19 protein-coding genes and 3 tRNA genes are annotated in these 20,717 nt (G+C 62.5%); 4 read left to right on the top strand and 18 right to left on the bottom strand.

Annotated features, from left to right (window positions below; genetic code table 11):
* Positions 1-8: 8 nt before the first annotated feature.
* Positions 9-260 (bottom strand): WGR domain-containing protein, encoded by a 252-nt coding sequence (locus RA26_RS02910; RefSeq protein ID WP_039179429.1) that lies wholly within the window; start codon positions 258-260, stop codon positions 9-11.
* 108 nt (positions 261-368) lie between these two features.
* A complete protein-coding gene (locus tag RA26_RS02905) occupies positions 369-905 on the bottom strand; it encodes a peroxiredoxin-like family protein (RefSeq protein ID WP_039179427.1) in 537 nt (178 codons plus the stop codon).
* A 102-nt stretch (positions 906-1,007) separates the two neighbouring features.
* On the opposite strand from RA26_RS02905, the gene RA26_RS02900 reads away from it, so the two are divergent.
* Positions 1,008-1,739, top strand: coding sequence for an AraC family transcriptional regulator (locus RA26_RS02900; RefSeq protein WP_039179424.1), 732 nt, complete (start codon positions 1,008-1,010; stop codon positions 1,737-1,739).
* Positions 1,740-1,806: 67 nt separating this feature from the next.
* On the opposite strand, the gene hisH is transcribed toward RA26_RS02900, so the two are convergent.
* Positions 1,807-2,445, bottom strand: coding sequence for an imidazole glycerol phosphate synthase subunit HisH (hisH, locus tag RA26_RS02895; RefSeq protein ID WP_039179421.1), 639 nt, complete (start codon positions 2,443-2,445; stop codon positions 1,807-1,809).
* Between the two features lies 1 nt (position 2,446).
* Positions 2,447-3,034, bottom strand: a complete 588-nt coding sequence (gene hisB, locus RA26_RS02890; protein WP_039180015.1) for an imidazoleglycerol-phosphate dehydratase HisB — start codon at positions 3,032-3,034, stop codon at positions 2,447-2,449.
* A gap of 201 nt (positions 3,035-3,235) precedes the next feature.
* Between hisB and RA26_RS02885 the strand changes: the two genes are divergently transcribed.
* Positions 3,236-3,475 carry an Lrp/AsnC family transcriptional regulator gene (locus tag RA26_RS02885; protein ID WP_039179418.1) on the top strand — a complete coding sequence of 80 codons (240 nt, stop codon included), beginning with the start codon at positions 3,236-3,238 and terminating at the stop codon, positions 3,473-3,475.
* A gap of 75 nt (positions 3,476-3,550) precedes the next feature.
* On the opposite strand, the gene RA26_RS02880 is transcribed toward RA26_RS02885, so the two are convergent.
* The 7 genes from RA26_RS02880 to RA26_RS02850 form a co-directional block, all read right to left on the bottom strand.
* Positions 3,551-4,903, bottom strand: a complete 1,353-nt coding sequence (locus RA26_RS02880; RefSeq protein WP_039179415.1) for an aminotransferase — start codon at positions 4,901-4,903, stop codon at positions 3,551-3,553.
* A gap of 152 nt (positions 4,904-5,055) precedes the next feature.
* Positions 5,056-5,130: transfer RNA gene (locus RA26_RS02875), tRNA-Gly, on the bottom strand.
* A 144-nt stretch (positions 5,131-5,274) separates the two neighbouring features.
* Positions 5,275-5,349 (bottom strand) — tRNA-Gly (locus RA26_RS02870).
* 90 nt (positions 5,350-5,439) lie between these two features.
* The gene (locus RA26_RS02865; protein ID WP_039179412.1) at positions 5,440-5,853 is read right to left on the bottom strand and encodes a very short patch repair endonuclease; all 414 of its coding nucleotides are present in this window, start codon (positions 5,851-5,853) and stop codon (positions 5,440-5,442) included.
* Positions 5,838-6,740 carry a NaeI family type II restriction endonuclease gene (locus tag RA26_RS02860; protein ID WP_039179409.1) on the bottom strand — a complete coding sequence of 301 codons (903 nt, stop codon included), beginning with the start codon at positions 6,738-6,740 and terminating at the stop codon, positions 5,838-5,840. The genes RA26_RS02865 and RA26_RS02860 overlap by 16 nt, the downstream gene beginning before the upstream one ends.
* 42 nt (positions 6,741-6,782) lie before the next feature.
* The gene (locus RA26_RS02855) at positions 6,783-7,742 is read right to left on the bottom strand and encodes a DNA cytosine methyltransferase (RefSeq protein WP_039179406.1); all 960 of its coding nucleotides are present in this window, start codon (positions 7,740-7,742) and stop codon (positions 6,783-6,785) included.
* A gap of 143 nt (positions 7,743-7,885) precedes the next feature.
* Positions 7,886-7,960, bottom strand: a tRNA-Gly gene (locus RA26_RS02850).
* Between the two features lie 155 nt (positions 7,961-8,115).
* Between RA26_RS02850 and RA26_RS02845 the strand changes: the two genes are divergently transcribed.
* Positions 8,116-8,301: a hypothetical protein gene (locus RA26_RS02845; RefSeq protein WP_039179403.1), complete on the top strand. Its 186-nt coding sequence runs from the start codon at positions 8,116-8,118 to the stop codon at positions 8,299-8,301.
* Between the two features lie 78 nt (positions 8,302-8,379).
* Here the strand turns inward: RA26_RS02845 and RA26_RS02840 are convergent, their stop codons facing one another.
* The 4 genes from RA26_RS02840 to RA26_RS02825 all read right to left on the bottom strand — a co-directional run bounded on the left by RA26_RS02840 (position 8,380) and on the right by RA26_RS02825 (position 15,736).
* Complete coding sequence (locus RA26_RS02840) at positions 8,380-8,871, bottom strand: DUF2314 domain-containing protein (protein ID WP_152612550.1); 492 nt, start codon at positions 8,869-8,871, stop codon at positions 8,380-8,382.
* A 72-nt stretch (positions 8,872-8,943) separates the two neighbouring features.
* Positions 8,944-12,387, bottom strand: a complete 3,444-nt coding sequence (locus RA26_RS02835) for a pyruvate carboxylase (RefSeq protein WP_039179400.1) — start codon at positions 12,385-12,387, stop codon at positions 8,944-8,946.
* A 322-nt stretch (positions 12,388-12,709) separates the two neighbouring features.
* Positions 12,710-13,855, bottom strand: coding sequence for an alpha-hydroxy acid oxidase (locus tag RA26_RS02830; RefSeq protein WP_039180011.1), 1,146 nt, complete (start codon positions 13,853-13,855; stop codon positions 12,710-12,712).
* An 81-nt stretch (positions 13,856-13,936) separates the two neighbouring features.
* Entirely contained in the window at positions 13,937-15,736 is a 1,800-nt protein-coding gene (locus RA26_RS02825; RefSeq protein ID WP_039179398.1) for a sensor domain-containing diguanylate cyclase, read from the bottom strand.
* Between the two features lie 206 nt (positions 15,737-15,942).
* Here RA26_RS02825 and RA26_RS02820 point away from each other — a divergent pair, with 206 nt between their 5' ends.
* A complete protein-coding gene (locus tag RA26_RS02820; RefSeq protein WP_039179395.1) occupies positions 15,943-18,444 on the top strand; it encodes an ATP-dependent helicase in 2,502 nt (833 codons plus the stop codon).
* Positions 18,445-18,471: 27 nt separating this feature from the next.
* On the opposite strand, the gene RA26_RS02815 is transcribed toward RA26_RS02820, so the two are convergent.
* The 3 genes from RA26_RS02815 to RA26_RS02805 form a co-directional block, all read right to left on the bottom strand.
* Positions 18,472-19,335, bottom strand: a complete 864-nt coding sequence (locus RA26_RS02815; RefSeq protein WP_039179392.1) for an EamA family transporter — start codon at positions 19,333-19,335, stop codon at positions 18,472-18,474.
* Entirely contained in the window at positions 19,336-20,124 is a 789-nt protein-coding gene (locus RA26_RS02810) for a phosphodiesterase (protein WP_039179388.1), read from the bottom strand.
* A gap of 314 nt (positions 20,125-20,438) precedes the next feature.
* Entirely contained in the window at positions 20,439-20,648 is a 210-nt protein-coding gene (locus RA26_RS02805; RefSeq protein WP_039179387.1) for a DUF1127 domain-containing protein, read from the bottom strand.
* Positions 20,649-20,717: the final 69 nt, after the last annotated feature.

The raw sequence follows: 20,717 nt of genomic DNA, 5'->3' as shown, positions 1-20,717 counted from the left end.
GGCTGCCCCTAGAGCAGTCCCAGCTGCACTGGGATCGGCGCATAGCCGCGCTTCAGCTGCCGGTCCCGGAACCCTTCGAAGATCGCCAGCGCCTCCGCGTGCGCGGCGAAATAGGTCCGCTTCTGCGCGCCGCCTGGCGCGTTCAGCGGCCCGGACACACGCTCAACACACCAATCGCCGAACAGCGTCGGCGTCAGGCTAAGGAGGCAATAGCGATGCTTGCCTTCGGTGTGGTCGTATTTCTCGAAACGGATGTGCAAGGGGGACCCTGGGCGCGAAAAAAGGTCCGCTCCGTATGCCCCGAAGCAGACCTCTTGTCTATTGCTCAAACCGGTGAAGTGCACCGTCCCCTGCGGCAGCTGTGACGCTTACACCTCACCGGTGTACTCACCACGCGCCGGGTAGTTGTTGGGGATGGCAAAGTCCAGCGCCGCCACCAGTTCCGAAAAGTGCGGGCGCACAAACGGCATCGTTTGCACAGACCCGTAATAGAGCGTCTGCTCCGGCGTCACCAGGAACAGGCCAGGTTCCGAAAACAGCGCCGGCTCTTCAATCCCGATCGAGGTTTTGCCGCGCGAAGTAGAGATGTAAAGCCCCCATTCCTTGGCAACTGACAGCGGCAGATCATAGCCGAAACGCAGCTCCTTGGCTTCGATCTTGTCGGCCATCGCGCGGGTGCGCTCCTCGCCGTCAGAGCTGATGGCGATGCAGTTGACGCCGCGCTCGGCAAAGGCTGCGACTTTCTTCTCGAATTCCTTCAGGTAGGTCGCGCAGATCGGGCAGTGCAGGCCGCGGTAAAAGCAGATCACTGTGCCGCGCTCGGCCGTTTCCGAAGACAGGTCGAATTGCCCGTGGTCTAGCGTCGGCAGTGTCAGGTCCGGGGTCTTCTGGCGGGGGATCAGCATGTGAATGTTCCTTGTGAATGGTGTGAGTGGTGGTGCTTGTCTGAATGTATGACGCAGTTTAGTGTCGTATAAATCCGAAAAGCCTGATGGGAACACCGGAAGATGGATAGACTCACCACATTGATGGACCGTTTCCAGCTCGCCGTGCAGGCTGCTGTTCCGGGCCGGGCCAACTTGATTGCCCTGGCGGACGGGGCGGGCGAGCCAGTGCAGATCCTCTACCGTACCCGCGGCCCGCTGGCGGACCCTGCTCCAGGTGCGGTCATGTGGGCAGCGCGGGTGGAATGGTCGGGGCAAAGCAACCCGTTCCTGGCCGCCTTGCCGCCGGTGGTGGAGTATGACGTTTCCGGCAATGCCGAGGCACAAGGGCTGGTACGGCTGATGCGCGATGAGGCCGAAGGGCAGCACTGCGGCGCGCAATCGGTGATCAACCGGCTGGGGGAGGTGCTGATGGTGCGCCTGTTGCGCAATCAGATCCAAAGGGGCGCGACAGAGCCGGGGCTGCTGGCGGGCCTCGCCGATCCGCGCCTCAGCCGCGCCATCGTGGCGATGCATGATCATCCGGGCCGCCTTTGGACCAATGCCGACCTGGCACAGGAAGCAGGGCTGTCGCTGTCACGCTTTGCGGAACTCTTCGCGGCAGAAGTGGGCGAAACTCCGATCGGCTACCTGCGCCGCTGGCGGCTGATCCTGGCGCATCAGGACCTCGCACGCGGCGATCGGGTGGAGGCCGTCGCGCGCCGCTATGCCTACACCAGCCCCGAGGGCTTCACCCGCGCCTTCCGCAAGGCCTATGGAGTCGCGCCGGTCTCCCTGCGCTCCGCTGCGGCCTGAACGCCGCGGTTTTCATCCTTCCCCAAATACTCAAAGCCAAGGTAAACGGCGCTTCAGCGCCGTCCCCTTAGGGTTTCCAGGTCAGGAAGTTTCCGATTATCCGCAGGCCGGTGGCCTGGCTTTTCTCTGGGTGGAACTGCATGCCGACCATCGTGCCCCGCCCGATGACGGCGGTCACGTCGCCGGCATAGTCAACATGCGCCAGCCGCTCCGCCGGGTTTGCCGCGCGGAAATGGTAGGAGTGCACGAAATACACGTGATCACCGCTCTGGATGCCGTCAAACACCGGGTGCGCGTGGTCGATCACCAGATCGTTCCAGCCCATATGCGGCACCTTCAAGGAGGCATCCGCGGGCGTGATCTTCACCACATCGCCGCCAACCCAGCCCAGGCCCGGCGTCTCTTCGTACTCATGCCCAGTGGTTGCCATCAGCTGCATGCCGACGCAGATGCCCAGGAACGGGCGGCCCTTCTGCTCCACCGCCTCGACCATCGCGTCATAGATGCCCTTGTGGCCGCGCAGCTCTGCCGCACAGGCGGGGAAGGCGCCGTCGCCGGGTAGCACCAGCCGGTCGGCCCGCGCCACAACATCGGCGTCGGAGGTCACCACGACCTCGCCCGCATCCATTTCCCGCGCCATGCGCTGAAACGCCTTCTCAGCCGAGTGCAGGTTGCCGGACTCGTAGTCAATGATTGCGGTCAGCATCTCAGAGTGCACCCTTGGTGGACGGAATCGCATCCGCCTTGCGCGGGTCGGTCTCCACAGCCAGCCGCAGCGCGCGGGCCACCGCCTTAAAGGCCGCCTCGGCGATATGGTGGCTGTTGAACCCGTGCAGCTGGTCAATGTGCAGGGTGATGCCGCCATGGGTGCTGAGCGCCTGGAAGAACTCCCGCACCAGCTCGGTGTCAAAGGTGCCGATCTTTTGCGTGGGCAGCTCAACATTCCAGATCAGGAAGGGGCGCGCCGACAGGTCCAGCGCGCAGCGCACCTGGGCGTCATCCATCGGCAGGTGGCACTCGCCATAGCGGCGGATGCCCTTCTTGTCCCCCAGCGCCTGCACCAGCGCCTGCCCCAGTGCGATGCCGGTGTCTTCCACAGTGTGGTGGTCGTCGATATGATAATCGCCCTTAGCACGGATGGTCATGTCGATCAGCGAATGCCGCGCCAACTGGTCCAGCATGTGGTCGAAGAAGCCGACCCCGGTCTGGTTGTCATAAACCCCGGTGCCGTCGAGGTTGATCTCGACAGAGATATCGGTCTCCGCGGTCTTGCGGGTCACTTTGGCGGTACGCATCAGCGGCTTATCCTTCGTCATGCTGCAAGAACTTTAATTCTGCCTGGGCGCTTATAGGGCGGGCAGGGGGCACGGCTCAAGTGCGGCATTGTGCATGGCGGTCAATCTGTTGCAGCAATTCCGGCTCCAGCCTGTCTCTTGCGCCTGCTTGCGCCGCATGCGAGCTTGGGCGCAAATTCCTGATCAGCCATGAGGGCCCCCATGTCCACCTGCGTCTTTGTCCAGATCCGCTGCAAACCCGGCACCACCTACAAAGTGGCCGAGGAGATTGCCCTGCGCGAAATCCACTCCGAGCTTTACTCCACCAGCGGCAACTTCGACCTGCTGATGAAGCTCTACATCCCGACGGGTGAGGATGTCGGGAAATACATCAACGACCAGTTGCTGCAGATCGAAGGGATCGAGCGGTCGCTGACCACGATGACCTACAAGGTGTTCTGAGGCTTCCGGCAGCGAAGCCACGGAAAGCAAAACGCCCCGCACTGCGGGGCGTTATCTGTTTGCGGCATCGCGCGGTCAGGCGGCGATCAGGCCTTGCTCGCTGAGTTCAGCAAAGGCCTGATCAACCGCGGATTTCATCCGTGCCAGCATGTCGTCCACCTCTGGTTTGGTGATGATGATCGGCGGGCACAGCGCCAGCGCGTTGCCCGCGACCGCCCGCAGGATCAGGCCGTTCTCCTGGCAAGCCTTCTGGGCCGCTGCGCCAGCAGCGCCTTTGTCAAAGCTGGCACCGGTGGTCTTGTTCGACACCAGCTCCAGCGCCGCGATCAGCCCCTTGCCGCGCACCTCGCCGACCAGCGGATGATCGGTGAAAATCTCGCGCAACTGCGCCTGCATATAGGCGCCCACGTCCGCGGCGTGCTCGAACAGGTCGTCGCGTTCATAGATCTCCAGTGTCTTCAGCGCCGCGGCACAGGCCGCCGGGTGGCCGGAGTAGGTGTAGCCGTGACCAAAGACGCCGACCTCATTGGTCTGGTCGATCATCGCCTCATACATGTAACCCGGAATGACCGAGGCCGAGATCGGGAAATAGGCCGAGCTCAGCTGCTTGGCAAAGGTCATCAGGTCCGGCTTGATGCCCATGGTGGTGCAGCCGAAATCGGCACCGGTACGCCCGAAGCCGCAGATCACCTCATCGGCCCAAACCAGGATGCCATGTTCGCGCAACAGCGCCTGCAGTTTCTCATAATACCCTTCCGGCGGCACGATCACGCCCGACGCTCCGGTGATCGGCTCCACGATCATCGCTGCGATGGTGTCGGGGTCTTCCGCCAGGATCTGCTCTTCCAGGTTATTGATGATCCGGTCGACAAACTGTTCTTCGGTCTCATTGCCCTGGCGGCCGGTGTAATAATGCGGCGCGTCCGAGCGCAGAATGTGCAGCGCCTCCAGCGGCGCGTCGAAATGCGCCAGATTCGCGGGCAATGAGGTCAGCGACCCAGCCGCCACTGTGACGCCATGATAGCCGCGCTCGCGGGTAATGATCTTGCGCTTCTCCGGCTTGCCGATGGCATTGAAGTAATAGCGCAGCATCTTGTAGTGGGTGTCATTGGCGTCCGAGCCGGAGTTGCCAAAGAAGATATAGGCATCCTCCACCGGCACCATCGCCTTCAGCTTCTCCGCCAAGTCCATGATCGGCTTGTGGGTCTTGCCGCCGAATGTGTGGGTGAACGGCAGCTTGTGCAGTTGCTCGGTGATTGCGTCCATCACTTCGGTGTTGCTGTAGCCCAGCGAGGTGCACCACAAGCCTGCCAGCCCCTCGATGTATTTGTTGCCGTCTGTATCAAAGACATAGATGCCTTCGCCGCGGTCCAGGCACAGCTGTTCGGTCGCGGTGAAATTGGTGGTGGGATAGATGACTGGGGCCATGGCCAAACTCCTGCGATGATCTGCCCGTGAGCATTGTTTGGCAGTAGCATTGGCTTGTTTTTCAGCCCGCGTCAAAGGAATTTGATCAAATTTCACGAGGGCGCTTGAAAAAGCGAAAGGCCACCCCGGAGGGCGGTCTTTTCGTTTCCCGATGGAGCGGGCGATGAGATTCGAACTCACGACCCTTACCTTGGCAAGGTAATGCTCTACCCCTGAGCTACGCCCGCGCTGCCATCCGGTGACGCGGTGAATAGGAAATCCCTGCGCGGGCCGCAAGTAGAAAATGACAGTTCAGTGAAGAAAATGCCGCCGGTGCTGCGGTGCGGAAAAGCGAAAGGCCGCCCCGAAGGACGGCCTGTTCCGCTTTCGAATGGAGCGGGCGATGAGATTCGAACTCACGACCCTTACCTTGGCAAGGTAATGCTCTACCCCTGAGCTACGCCCGCGCTGCCATTCGGTGAGGCGGTGTTTAGGGTTTTCCCAAACGGGCCGCAAGAGGAAATTTTCGGAACCTCGCAAGTAACTGTGGATAAGCATTATTCTGCCGTTTCAAGGAAGTCTGCGAGGCGGTCTTCCAAGGCGGCAAGATCCTTGGTCTCGCATTCCCAGATGGTCAGCACCTTCCACCCCGCCGCCTGCAGGGCTGCCAGTTGTTCCGCGTCGCGTTCGGCATTGCGCAGCAGCTTCAGTTCCCAGTAGTCGCGGCGCGAGGCAGGAATGCGCCCGTCGCGGCAGTCATGCAGATGCCAGAAACAGCCATGCACGAAGATCACCTTGCGGCGCGGGCCGAACACCAGGTCCGGCTTGCCCGGCAGGTCCTTGCGGTGCAGCCGGTAGCGGAAGCCCAGGCCATGCACCATCCGCCGCACCAGCATTTCCGGCTTGGTGTTCTTGGCGCGGATTTTCGCCATATTGGCGCTGCGCCGCTCTGGTGTCAGCTTGTCGGCCACGCGATTGGATGCCCTGATTGTCTGGCCATGCGGGCATGGTACTCCGTTTCAATCCGGCAGGAAATAAATTCGCTGGCCGCACAGGGCGGCAGCTCCAGTGCCTTGATCAGCTGGGCATCCTTGCGTCCCTCCAGCACCACGATCTGCTCACGCCCCAGAATGTCGCGGGTGCCATGGCCGCCGTCAGCACGGATGCGGCGCATGAAATCCTTCTGCTGCGCCACCGCCTCCACCGCGGCGCGGGGAATCGGGCGGCGCTGCATCAGCCGGAACAGTGTGGCCATGCGGGCGTTGCCCGTGTCGCAGTCAAATATAACCTGGACGGCATCCGCATCCGCAGTGCGCCAGAAGTTGGCCGGGTAGGGGTGGTCCTTCAGCAGCCACTGGATGTGTTTGAACCCTTCAGCGGAAATGCTGCGCTTGGCATCCTTGTTCTGGCCTGTAGTCAGGTATTCGGGCCGGGCCACGATCAGCCCCAGGTAACAGCGCGCCCGCGCTTCGTCCGCGGCCACCAGCAGGCAGGCGCTGCCCACAGCTTCGGTCGGAATCATCCAGTTGCTGCCCATGGTGTGCTTGATGTCCACGTCATGGCCCAAAATCACGGTGTCCAGCCGTCCCTTCCGCAGGCCCAGCAAGGCCCGCAGCTCAATCTCCACCCGGGTGCCGATATAGGTTTTTTCGGTCTTCTCCAGTTCTTCGTAAGACCGCCGCCCGGTTTTGGGTGTCATGATCACATCGTCGATGCAGTCACGCAGCATGAAGGCCACGTCATGTTCCAGCGCCAGCAACCCGCCGGCGCGCTGGGTGATCTCCATCTCAAGTTGGAGCAGGACGTTGAAATCCTGGTGGTCGAAATCAACCAGGCTGTCAGGAATTTTCTGTTTCATAGCAAAAGCCGCCCGGTGGCCGGCAACGCAGCGGGCGCGGGGTTAGGCCCGCACTGCATGCAGCTTTGGTTTGGCAATTGCTGCCTTCAGCTCTCGCGCCACCGCCTCTGCCACCGGTGGCGGGAAGGCGTTGCCGACCTGCCGGTAGGCATTGGTCTTGGCACCGGTGAAGTGCCAGGCATCGGGGAAGCCCTGGATACGCGCGACCATCCGCACCGTCAGGCGCGGCATGTCGTTGTGAAACGGATCCGGCGCCTCGTTCGCAATCGTGCGGCCCTCAACGCCCAAAGCCGCCCAGGCGCGCCGCGCGCGGGTCGGGCCCAGATCGGGACCCCCGTGTTTCTTTGAGCCGCCGACGATGGTCGGCGCAATTTCATCTGCTTTGGCAGCCCAGTCATCTGCCCCGCGCCAGCCGCGTTCCTTCATCAGGTCGATCAGGGTTGCACCAACAGTCGGTGGGTTGTGCGGCAGCGGCTCGGGCCAGTTGAACTGGCCGGCAAACTCCTTGCGCAGCGCAACAATCGCCACCCGCGGCCGCAGCTGCGGGACGCCAAAATCGGAGGCATTCAGCAGCCGCCAGTCGGTTTCATAGCCCAGTTTCGAAAGCTGTTTCTTTAGTTTCTCACGGTAGTCATGGAACACCGCATCCAGAAAGCCGCGCACGTTCTCGATCATCACAGCGCGCGGGCGGGTGGCATCGACGATCTCGATCGCATCATCAAACAGGTTGCGCTCATCCTTCTCGCCCAGCTGCTTGCCCGCGACCGAAAACGGCGGGCAGGGCAGGCCGCCGGCCAACAGGTCGATGCCTTTGTAGTCGCCCGCGACGTCCTTGAACTTGCGCACGTCCTCTTCCAGCACGTTCCACGCCGGGCGGTTGTGGCGCAGGGTGGCGCAGCAGTGCTTGTCGATCTCAACCAGCGCCGTGTGGTCAAAGCCCGCCGCCTCGAGACCGAGGGCCTGGCCGCCCGCACCTGCGCATAGTTCTACCGATGTCAGCATTCTGCTCTGCCCGTCTGTTTATGTTCTTGCTCTGTTCCTAGGCGGTAAAGCGATTCCGCACAAGGTTTTCTGCGCCCGGCCAGACTATGCGGAAATGCTGAAAAGCGAAAGGCCGCCCGAAGGGCGGCCTGTCCGTTTCCCGATGGAGCGGGCGATGAGATTCGAACTCACGACCCTTACCTTGGCAAGGTAATGCTCTACCCCTGAGCTACGCCCGCGCTGCCATCCGGTGAGCGGTGAAATAGGATCTTGAAGGCTAGGCTGCAAGAGGAAAATCGGCGGGGGATGAAAAAAACTGCCGGGGCCGCGACGGAAAGGCAGAAGATGTGCGTTTGACTGTCAAACAAGAGGAACTTCAGGGGAGATTGAGCCCATGCCTTGCAATGATTACCTGCGGATCGCCAGCTTGGGTGCTGCGATTGCCCTGGGTCTGCTGGTGCACAGCGGTAAGCACCGCAGCGCACCGCAAGCGGACAGCTGGGCGGGCTCGACTGAGCAGCTCAAGCCGGTTCCAGTTGAAACCACAACGCTTCCGGCAACCGCTGTGTTGAACGCCTGATCCTGATATGCTCGTTTCGTTATGCCGATCCGGTGATTGAAAAACCCGTAAGGTGGGCTTTCTCTGCCAGAGGCTTGTTTACCAATCCTGAGGCACAGGTGTTGCTGACAGAACCTGTTCAAGCTGTGCCCGGCTGTCTGCGTCCAGATGCGGTATCATCACCCGAGTGGTGAAGTTGCCGTACAATTTTCCGTCAAGGAACACGCTCCAGTCGCGCAGGCTTGCCCGGTCAAATTTCACGGTGTCGCCGAAATGCTTGCCCGGCAGGTCATTCGGTTCATTGGCCAGCTTGCCGGTCATTCCACCGCCGCTGGCAACAGTGAATTGGTCCACCCAGATGTTCTCGTGGCCATAGCTGGTCTCCAGCGCCACTTTGACCAATGCCCCGTCAGCCGCATTGCCCTGGCTGTCCAGAACATGGCTGAGAAAGGCATCCATCGAGCTTAGCGCCGAGCCGATGGCGGTGTTCATTTCCGCGTTCTCAGTCTCGAACTGGATGACGGGGTCCCCGGCGAATGCGGCGGCAGGGGAAAGTGCAACGAAAGCGGCGATAATCAGAGGCCTGATCATTTGAAACTCCACAAAAGAAAAGCTGCGGCCAAGGGCTGGCCGCAGCTTCAACTCTAGCGCTTTCCGGCTGGCTTATTCCAGCTCGACCAGCAGATCCTTGGCGTCAATCTGGCCGCCGGCCTGAACATTCACCGCCTTCACCACCGCGTCGCGTTCGGCGTGAATGCCGGTTTCCATCTTCATCGCTTCGATGGTCAGCAGCATGTCGCCCTCATGCACCTGCTGGCCCACCTGCACCGCGACTGACGCCACAACCCCCGGCATCGGCGCGCCAACGTGGTTGGGGTTGCCCGCTTCCGCCTTGGGGTTTGCTTGGGTCGAAGCTTTGACCAGACGGTTCGGCACCCGGATTACCCGCGGCTGGCCGTTCAGCTCGAAGAAGACTTTCACTTCGCCCTTTTCGTCGGTCTCGGAAATCGCCTGCAGGCGGATTTCCAGGGTCTTGCCCGGATCGATTTCGGCAGTGATCTCCTCACCCGGCTCCATGCCATAGAAGAAGGTCCGGGTCGGAAGGGTACGCACCGGACCGTACTGGCGGTGGCGGCCCATGTAATCCAGGAACACCTTGGGATACATCAGGTAGCCATTCAGGTCCTCGTCATCGACCTTGAAGCCTTCCAGCTGCTTGGACAGGTCCGCACGGACTGCTTCCAGATCCACCGGTTCCAGATGCGCGCCGGGGCGCTCGGTGTTCGGCGCTTCGCCTTTCAACACTTTGGAGACGATGCTTTCGGGGAAACCTCCCGGAGGCTGGCCCAGGTTGCCGCGCATCATGTCGACAACCGAGTCGGGGAAGGCCACGTCGGTTTTCGGATCCTCAACCTGATCGCGGGTCAGGCCTTGGGAGACCATCATCAGCGCCATGTCGCCAACCACCTTGGACGACGGAGTCACCTTGACGATGTCGCCGAACATCTGGTTCACGTCGGCATAGGTCTGCGCCACGTCGGCCCACTTCTCTTCCAGACCCAGGGAGCGCGCCTGCGCCTTCAGGTTGGTGAACTGGCCGCCCGGCATTTCGTGCAGGTAAACCTCGGAAGCCGGGGCCTGCAGGCCGCTTTCGAAGGCCGCGTACTGGCCGCGCACCTGTTCCCAGTAGCCGGAGATCTCGCGCACCTTGGCAATGTCGATGCCAGTGTCGCGGTCGGTGTTGCGCAGCGCCTCGACGACGGAGCCCAGGCAAGGCTGCGAGGTGCCGCCGGAGAAGGCGTCCATGGCTGCATCCACCGCATCGACGCCGGCATCTGCCGCCGCCAGGATGGTGGCGCCGGCCACACCGGAGGTATCATGGGTGTGGAAGTGAACCGGCAGGCCGACCTCTTCTTTCAGCGCCTTGACCAGCTGGCGGGCTGCGGCGGGTTTCAGCAGGCCGGCCATGTCCTTCAGGCCCAGGATGTGGGCACCAGCGGCCTCCATCTCCTTCGCCATGCCGACATAGTACTTGAGGTCGTATTTGGCGCGGTTCGGGTCCAGGATATCGCCGGTATAGCAGATGGTGCCTTCGCAGACCTTGCCGCTCTCGACCACTGCGTCCATCGCAACGCGCATGTTCTCAACCCAGTTCAGCGAGTCGAAGACGCGGAATACGTCGACACCGGTGGCTGCCGCCTGGCGCACGAACTCCTGCACCACATTGTCCGGATAGTTGGTGTAGCCGACGCCGTTCGAGGCGCGCAGCAGCATCTGGGTCATCAGGTTCGGCATCCGCTCGCGCAGGTCGCGCAGGCGCTGCCAGGGGCATTCCTGCAAAAAGCGGTAGGCCACATCAAAGGTCGCACCGCCCCAGCATTCAACCGAGAACAGCTGGTTCAGATGCTGCGCGTAGGCCGGCGCCACCTTGATCATGTCGAGCGAGCGCATCCGGGTCGCCAGCAGCGACTGGTGGCCGTCACGCATGGTGGTGTCGGTCAGCAGCAGCTGGCGCTGCGCCTTCATCCAGTCGGCCACCGCCTGTGCACCTTTCTGCTCCAGCAGGTTGCGGGTGCCATAGGGCAGGTTGCCCACGTCCGCCTTCGGCGCGCGCGGCTCCTTCAGGTCGGCGGCGGGGGCTGCGCGGCCTTCGGTCTCCGGGTGGCCGTTCACGGTGATGTCCGCGATATAGGTCAGTACCTTGGTGCCGCGGTCGCGGCGCTTCTTGAACTGGAACAGGTCCGGGGTCTCGTCGATGAACTTGGTGGTGTATTCATTCGACAGGAAGGTCGGATGTTTCAGCAGGTTCTCGACGAACGCGATGTTGGTGCTGACACCGCGCACCCGGAATTCACGCAGCGCGCGGTCCATGCGGGCAATCGCCTTTTCCGGGGTCGGCGCCCAGGCGGTCACCTTGGTCAGCAGCGAGTCGTAATAGCGGGTGATCACGCCGCCCGCATATGCGGTGCCGCCGTCCAGGCGGATGCCCATGCCGGTGGCGGAGCGGTAGGCGGTGATGCGGCCGTAGTCCGGGATAAAGTTGTTCAGCGGATCCTCAGTGGTCACGCGGGTTTGCAGCGCATGGCCATTCAGGCGGATGTCGCCCTGGCTGGCCTTGCCGGTGGCTTCGGCAATGGTCTTGCCCTCGGCGATCAGGATCTGCGCCTGCACGATGTCGATGCCGGTGACCTCTTCGGTCACGGTATGCTCCACCTGCACCCGCGGGTTCACTTCGATGAAGTAGAACTTGCCGTCGTTCATATCCATCAGGAATTCGACGGTGCCCGCGCATTCATAGTTCACATGCTGGCAGATCTTGCGGCCCAGGTCGCACAGCTCGGCGCGCTGTTCTTCGCTCAAGTACGGGGCAGGGGCGCGCTCGACCACTTTCTGATTGCGGCGCTGAACAGAGCAGTCACGTTCATACAGGTGGTAGATCTCGCCGTGCTTGTCGCCCAGGATCTGCACCTCGACGTGGCGGGCGCGGGTGATCATCTTTTCCAGATAGCCCTCGCCGTTGCCGAATGCAGCTTCCGCCTCGCGGCGGCCTTCCAGCACCTTCTCTTCCAGCTCCTTCTCGGCGTGGATCGGACGCATGCCGCGGCCGCCGCCGCCCCAGGAGGCCTTGAGCATCAGCGGATAGCCGATCTCTGCCGCTTCCGCCCGGATCGCGTCCATGTTGTCGCCCAGCACTTCGGTCGCCGGGATGACCGGCACGCCGGCCGCAATCGCCACCTTGCGGGCAGAGGCCTTGTCACCCAGCGCGCGCATGGTTTCGGCCTTGGGGCCGATGAAGGTGATGCCGTTGCGGGCGCAGGCGTCCACGAAATCCGGGTTTTCCGACAAGAGGCCGTAACCGGGGTGGATCGCATCGGCACCGCTTTCCTTGGCAACGCGGATGATCTCGTCGATCGACAGGTAGGCCGCAACCGGCCCCATGCCTTCGCCGATCCGGTAGGCTTCATCCGCCTTGAACCGGTGCAGGCCGAGCTTATCTTCCTCGGCATAGACGGCGACGGTGCGCTTGCCCATCTCGTTGGCGGCGCGCATCACGCGGATCGCGATCTCGCCACGGTTGGCAATCAGGATTTTTTTGAAGTCGGTCATGTCACCCTCGGGGTCCGTGCAAGTTGGTGCAGTGTTAGGCGGATATTATCGAACCGCACAACAGTAGTTCTGGGTATTTCCGGCATGATTGCGCTCTCAAGCGGCTTGTCCTTTCCTTTCTGGCCGCGTTTTCGGGGGATCCTGACTTTGCAACTTATCGCGTTGCTTGGCGCTAACATTTGCAGATTCTGCAGAAATTCTGCACGTGCAGCATGCTTTTGTAACTTTTTTTGTTGCGGCGCAGCGCAAAATGACGCTGCGGATGCGTCATTTTGGCGCAATTCATCCGAATTGGCGCAAAAAGCGCCGACAGGGCGCGCAATCAGCCCAGGTGACGGATTTGCAAACCGCGCGCTTCGGCCAGGCCGGGCAGGCCCAGCTGGCCCATGTTGGCCTCCAGATCCTTGGCGAGGATGCTGATCAAATGCGCCGGCCCGGCCTCTCCCAGGGCGGCCAGCGCATAGTGAAAGGCGCGCCCCAGCATGATGAAGTCCGCCCCCAGTGCCAGCGCCCGCAGAATGTCCAGCCCGCCCCCGATGCCGCTGTCAAAGATCACCGGCACGCTCACCGCATCCCGCACTTCCGGCAGCAGGCTGATGGCCGGCGGGCAGCCGTCGAACTGGCGGCCGCCGTGGTTGGACAGCCAAATTGCATCCGCGCCCGCCTCCTGCAGTCGCTGCGCATCCGCGGCCCGCTGTACACCCTTTATGATAAACGGTCCGTCCCAGTTGCTCCGCAACCAGTCGACATAGGCCCAGTCCGGAGAGGTCCGCAGCAGGTATCCGATATGCGCTGTTGGCGGCAGGTTGGCCTGATCGCCGCTGGTGTATTTGTCCAGTGTCCGCATATGCGGCATGCCAGCCCGCGCCATTCCCAGCGCCCAGGCAGGGCGCATGACGATTTGCGCCAACAGGCGGGGTGTCAGCCGCGGCGGCTGTGTCAGGCCTGAGCGCGTCTGCCGTTCCCGGCGCGACGCCACTGGCACATCCACTGTCAGAACCAGGGTGCGGAACCCGGCGTCCTTCGCCCGCTTCAGCAGGTCGGCTCGGATGCCCTCATCCTTGGGCGGATACAGCTGGAACCAGGCATTTGCCCCCAGATGCGGCGCCAGATCCTCAGGCGACCGGCTGGCAACGGTGGACAGGCAATAGGGAATGCCAGCCGTCCTGGCGCTGCGGGCCAGGATGCCCTCAGCATCCGGCCAGATCAGCCCCGACATGCCGACAGGAGCGACCCCGAAGGGGAAGGCGTGTGTGGTGCCCAGCAGTTCAACGGTCAGATCCGCCTCCAGCGGCCCGTGCAGCACCGAGGGCAGCATGCCGATCCGGTCCAGACCGGCACGGTTTTGCGCCTTGGCGGCCTCTAAGCCGGTGCCGCTGTCCAGATATTCCCAGACAAACTTGGGCAGCCGCCGCTGTGCGCGGCGCTTCAGGTCATCCAGGCCGGGATACGTCTGATGCAGATCCATCTGCGCATTGGTACGCGCCGCAGGGGATTGTGCAAGGAAAAGCGCCGGCACCTGCATCGGGCGCCGGCGGCCAGCCGCGGCTTACGCCGCGCCTTTCTTTCGATCCTCCGCATCCGCAGAGATGGCGGCAGCAGGCAGTGCTGCGGGATTGCGGGGCAGGGGGCTGGCGCCGTCGGCCACACAGACCTGATTGCGGCCTTTGGCCTTGGCCTCGTACAGCGCCTCATCCGAAGCGCGCAGCAGATCCTGCGGCATGGTGCCATGTGCCGGGTAATGGGCCACCCCCAGCGAGATCGAGATCCGCGGCAGCGCCTTTTCGCCGTAGCGCACCACCACATCCTCAATCGCCTGGCGCAGCAGTTCCGCCTTGGTGACCGCATCTTCCGGGCTCACGCCCGGGAGCAGCAGCGCGAACTCCTCACCGCCGGGGCGGCAGGCCACCTCGTCACCATCGCAGGCCTGCTCCATCGCGGCGCCAACAGCGCGCAGAACCATGTCACCTGCATCATGGCCGTGGTTGTCGTTGAATTTCTTGAAGTGGTCGACGTCGATCGACACCACGCTCAGCGGCTTGCCGCTGCTCTGGCTGGCGCCGACGAATTTGCGCAAGGACTCGGTCATGTGGCGGCGGTTGAACAGCCCTGTCAGAGAATCGCGCACCGATTGGTCATGCAGTTGATCGCGCATCTTCACGTTGGCAATTGCCATGCTGATCTGTTCGGCGCACATCTGCGCCAGCTGCTTGCAGCCGGTAAAATCCCCGGCCCGGCTAGGCCGTGCCCGCAGATGCATCAGGCCCACTGTCTCACCATGCGCCAGAATCGGAAAGCAAAAATAGGGGCGCCCGTCATGCGGCTCTGCGTGTTCGCAGGTGAACTCCACTTCCGAGGCGCCGAACTCATAGGTGCGCCCGCGGCGCAGCCCCCAGCACTCGCCCGGCTGGATATGGTCCTTGTGGCTTCCGCCGTTCCAGCTGGAGCAGCCATCCAGCACATCACGCGAATTGGAGAACACATAGATGCTGCCCTCCGCGTCGGGCAGCAGATGGCCCATGAACTCCGACACCATGTCAAACAGCTCATCCAGGGAGCGGCAGGATTGCAGCCATTCGTTCAGTTCGCCCAGCAGCTTCACCTCGCGCGCCAGCTGCAGCTGGTTCGCCATCGCCTCCTGATCGCGGGCGGAACGCTCTTCGACCTGCCGTAGGCTGCGGCGGTTGGTCTTGAAAACAACAACCGACACGATGGTCATTGCTGCCACTGTTACCAGCGAAATCAGGGCCAGCGAGATCCGGACGCGGGTAATGAAGGTGTTCCGGATATCGGTGATGTCCGAATAGAACTCGATGGCGCCAATGAAAATGCCGTCGTGCAGCACCGGGGAATAAACCTCGGCCACCTCGCGTTCCGGGATCGATCCGTCCGCATTGGCTGCGGTGCGCAGCCCGTCCACCTCTGTCGCGGGCCGTTCCTCGTGCTTGTAATAGACCAGTCCCTGCGAGACGACAGACTGAAAATACGGCTTGGTGTTGCGCTCACCGATTTCCTCGGGCCGGGTCGACCAGAAGATGGTGCCATCCGCCTCAAACAGTTTCAGCCGGTACACATCCGAGGTTTCCGGCACCAGGCCCAGGTATTCCTGGTCTTGCTCATCCAGATCACCCAGCACAAAGGCATCCTTGCTGTTTTCAAGATGCAGCAGAACCGCCCGCCGCCAGGTGTCGGCCTGCTTGCGCAGGTCCGCTTCCAGCATCCGGTCCACGATAGGAGCCGGCACAGAATAGACCGCCCAGGCGCTCAGGCCGGCCGCCGCCAGCAGCAGCGGCAGCATTGAAAATGTTTTGAGCTTGGATGTCAGCTTCCAGGCCGTCCCCTGTGTCATAGTAGTCCTCAAGCAATAGGCGTTTGCGCTAGAATTGCGCGTTAGCCTTTACAGAACATGAAGATGCCGCCCTGCGCTTGTGCCGAATAGGCAAAATGCAAGTGAAAGCAGGTCTTGACGCAGGGCGCGGATACTACGGGCGGACAAGTGAACAGACTGTGAACGTCCTCTTTCCGCCGGACCTGAATCACGCTAGGATCACGGCCATGAGCAGTTTTGACGAAATGGACGCCTTCGAGGGCGCATCGCTGTCGTCCCGCGCCATGGCCGCGCGGCCGATGCCGTATATGGACTCGCTGAATCCAGCCCAGCGGGAGGCGGTTGAATGCCTCGACGGCCCGGTGCTGATGCTGGCCGGCGCCGGCACCGGCAAGACCAAGGCGCTGACCACCCGCATCGTGCATCTTCTCAGCACCGGCAAAGCGCGCCCGAACGAGATCCTGTCGGTCACCTTCACCAACAAGGCCGCGCGCGAGATGAAAGAACGCGTCGGAGGCATGCTGGGGCAGGCGGTCGAGGGGATGCCCTGGCTTGGCACTTTCCACTCGATCTGCGTGAAACTGCTGCGCCGCCATGCGGAACTTATTTGCCTTTCGGAGAAGACGGATTCTCGCCCAAAGCCGGGTGTTTCAGAATTAAATGCCAGTGGGCTGGATGCTTATGATCATGGTCCCGTGCCAATGCCGCCGCAGCCGGAACCTGTCAGGAGACAGGCCGATGGACATGGCGTTCATCTGAAATCCAACTTCACCATTCTGGATACCGATGATCAGATCCGGCTTCTGAAACAGCTGATCCAGGCCGCAGGCATCGACGACAAGCGCTGGCCCGCGCGAATGCTGGCGAACATCATCGACGACTGGAAAAACCGCGCGCTGACGCCGGACAAGGTGCCGTCTGCAGATGCCGCTGCCTACAACCATCTGGGCGTAGAGCTTTACCGTCAGTACCAAAGGCGGCTGTTGGAGCTGAACGCGGTTGATTTCGGCGACCTGCTCCTGCACATGGTGACGATCTTCCAGAACCACCCGGACGTGCTGGAGCAGTACCAGCGCTGGTTCCGCTACATCATGGTGGACGAATACCAGGATACCAACGTCGCCCAGTACCTCTGGCTGCGGCTGCTGGCCGGCGCCCATAAAAACGTCTGCTGCGTCGGTGACGACGACCAGTCGATCTACGGGTGGCGCGGCGCCGAGGTTGGCAACATCCTGCGGTTTGAAAAGGACTTTCCCGGCGCCATGGTGGTGCGGCTGGAGCAGAACTACCGCTCCACTGGCCACATCCTGGCGGCGGCTTCGAATGTTATCCGCGGCAATGCCGGCCGTCTGGGCAAGGAGCTGTGGACCGATGCCGGCGACGGTGAAAAGGTCAGGCTGATCGGCCATTGGGACGGCGAGGAAGAGGCCCGCTGGATCGGCGAAGAAATTGAATCGATGCAGCGCGGCACCCGCGGCCAGTCACCGATCGGCCTCAACAGCATGGCCATTCTGGTCCGTGCCTCCCACCAGATGCGCGCGTTCGAGGACCGCTTCCTGACCATCGGCTTGCCGTACCGGGTGATCGGCGGCCCGCGCTTCTATGAGCGGATGGAGATCCGTGACGCCATGGCCTATTTCCGCGTTGTGGTCTCACCTGATGACGGTCTGGCGTTTGAACGCATCGTCAACACGCCAAAACGCGGCCTAGGCGACAAGGCGCAGCAGACCATCCAGATGATTGCCCGCGAGAACGGCGTCTCGCTGGTTGAAGGCGCCCGTCTGGCAGTTGAAGGCGGCCATATCAAGGGCAAGGGCGCAGGCAAGCTGCGGGAACTGGTCGATGGCATTGCCCGCTGGGGCCGCATGGCGGGTGACGCGGACATCACCCATATGGAGCTGGCGGAGATCATCCTCGACGAGTCAGGCTACACCACCATGTGGCAGAACGATAAGAACCCCGACTCCCCGGGCCGCCTGGAAAACCTCAAGGAACTGGTGAAAGCGCTGGAAAGCTTCGAGAACCTGCAAGGCTTTCTCGAACACGTCAGCCTGGTGATGGACAACGACAAGCAGGACGCGGACGAAAAGGTCTCGATCATGACCCTGCACGCCGCCAAGGGTTTGGAGTTCCCCGCCGTCTTCCTGCCGGGCTGGGAGGACGGGCTGTTCCCCTCGCAGCGCTCGATGGACGAAAGCGGCCTCAAGGGCCTCGAGGAGGAACGCCGCCTGGCCTATGTCGGTATCACAAGGGCAGAGCAGATCTGCACCATCTCCTTTGCCGGCAACCGCCGGGTATTCGGCCAATGGCAATCGCAGCTGCCCTCGCGTTTCATTGACGAACTGCCGGAAGAGCATGTCGAGGTGCTGACCCCACCGGGCCTCTACGGCGGCGGCTATGGCGCCGCCGCACCGGCGGCAGGGCAGGTCCGGTCCACCATCGAAGAAAAGGTGGCGCAGGCGGACGGCTACAACTCCCCCGGCTGGAAACGGATGCAGGCCCGCGCGGGCCAGTACGGCATGTCCCAGCCCAAGGAGAGCAAGAACACGGTGATTGACCTCACCGCCACCTCAAGCTTCACGATGGGGGAGCGGGTGTTTCACCAGAAGTTCGGCTACGGTGCCATCACCGGCATAGAAGGCGACAAGCTGGAAGTGGACTTCGAGAAGGCAGGCCCCAAGAAAGTGGTGGCCAAATTCGTCACAGCCACCGACGACGTGCCGTTCTGACGAGCGGCGGGGGCCGCCCCGCCGCGTTCACCGCAGCGCAATCATCGCAATGCCGGCGGCGATCAGCACCGCCCAGCCCAAACGGCTGAGGCCGCGCGGCTCCTTCAGCACCAGCGCCGCCAGGATCACCGACACCGGGATCGATACCTGCCGCACCGCGCTGACCGCCGCGGCCTCTGCGCCCAGCTGAAATACCCGCAAGATCAGCAGATAAGATAGATAGGACGACAGCCCCGCAAACAGGATGCGCCAGGGGTGCTGTGCCCAGCCGCGCACCACGCCCAGAAGGGGCGCGGATTGGCCCCGGTCCTCCCAGGCGCGCAAGGCCCCCATCGCCAGCGTCACCAGGATATAGGTCCAGAACAGAAACGGCGCGCTGGCGGTGCCTTGCATCGCAGCGGCATCTGAAATCGAATAGGCGGCCGACCCCAGCATCGCCATCGCCGCCATGGCAAAGGCGCGCGGGTCATCCAGCAACCGCCCCTTGCCCTTCTGGATCATCAGCCCGGCCCAGATGATCAGCCCCATCCCCAAAAGGGCCGCACCGGTATAGCTGCGGTCCAGCGCCAGCCAGCTGAACGCCGCGATTGCCAGCGGCGAGGAGCGCACAATCGGGTAGTAGGCCGACAGGTTGCCCCGCCGCAGGGCCGACAAGGTGCCGTAGTAGTAAATCGTCAGCCCCAGCGCCGAGGCCAGCACCAAAGGCCAGAGCCCGGCGGGCAGGGCAGGGGGCTGCCCCGCCAGCGCCATATGCGCAGCGGCAAACACCACCCACGACAGGCACACCCCTGTGTAACAGGACACCGGATGCGCCACGCCCTTCAGCGCAAGGTCGCGCAGCGGATGGGTGACCGCCGACAGCAGCACCAGCAGGATCCACAGCAGCTCCACTTAGGATGCGGCCTCTTGTCCGGGCCGGTCTAGGTAAGCGTCAAAATGCACCGTCACCTGGTCGCCGCTCATCTGCACCACCCCATAGGCCATCGGCTCGACGCTGTACTCGCTGCCAGCCCGCTCCGGCACCAGAGGGATCTGGTGGTTGGTGCTGGGCAGTGAGGTGAAGCTGTAGCCGCGCCAATTCACATAGGTCATCCGGTGAATGTGGCCAAAGAAGATATGCCGGATGTTCCGCCCCTTCTGCAAGGCGCGGTAAAACGCCTCCGGATCGCGCAGCTTGATGTCGTCCACATAGGGCAGACCGATGTCAAACGGCGGATGGTGCAGGAACAGGAACACCGGTGTTTCCCCGGCCTGCTCCAGCTCCGCCTCCAGCCAAGCCAGCCGTTGTGCACACAACTCGCCATCATGGACACCCGGCCCGCCGGTCAGGGTGTCCAGAAACAGGAACCTGGCACCACCCGCCGCGTGACTGTGCTGCACGAAACCGCCAGAATCGCGGGGGTGATCTGCAAAGACACCCAGGAAGTTCTCCCGCACATCATGATTCCCCAGCATCAGAAACGTTGGCAGCGGGAATGCCGCCAATTGCTCCTGCAGCCAGCCATAGGCCGCGGGATCGCCCTCATCCGCCAGATCGCCTGAAATCACGCAGAACGCGGCGTCCGCGTGCCACTTGGCAATATCCGCCAGCACCCGGCCGAGATTCTCTGCGGGATCGCTGCCGTTCAGCGGCACCCCCGGTGCCATCAGGTGAATATCTGTCAGATGAATGAATTTCATGACACCGGTCCCGCAAATCGCTGCTGCATATGCCGGCGATAAAATCAGCAGATGCAAGAAAGGGATAGCGGGAAAACGTCAGGGCTCCGGCCAGCACGCGGCAAACCTGGCCCAAAAATAAGAAACGGCGGCGCCCAGGGAGGAGGAGGGGCACCGCCGTTCTGTCAAACACCGGGTATCAGGGAGGAGGAGAACCCGGTGATCCAAGCCCGGCTTTCGGCCGGTATAGGGTGCGGCGGCATCAGGGAGGAGGAGGATGCCGCCGCAGAAGACAGGCTCTTCTAAGGGAGGAGGAGAAGGAGCCTGATCTCTATTCAGTTGTTCTCGTAAGCCGCCTGGTAGGCGACGCGCTTGATTTCAGACCGGTTCAGGCCCAGGTCTGCCAGGTCGCGGGCGGTCAGCGCAGACAGCTCATTGACGGTCTGGCGGTACAGGCGGTAGCGGACGAACTTGACCAGCAGGGCATCCAGGAAGCCAAGCGGGGATGCAAAGCTCACCGCGGAGATCTGTTGTGCTGCTGCCATCGTTCTGTTCCTTCGTCTAACCGTCTCGTCGTGTGCCGCTGTGGCATTTCTTGAATGACAATTTAAGGA

Source organism: Leisingera sp. ANG-M7 (genome assembly GCF_000813965.1).
Classification (GTDB): Bacteria; Pseudomonadota; Alphaproteobacteria; order Rhodobacterales; family Rhodobacteraceae; genus Leisingera.
The sequence above is the reverse complement of the archived record's forward strand: the minus strand, read 5'-3'. Positions and strand labels throughout refer to the sequence as shown.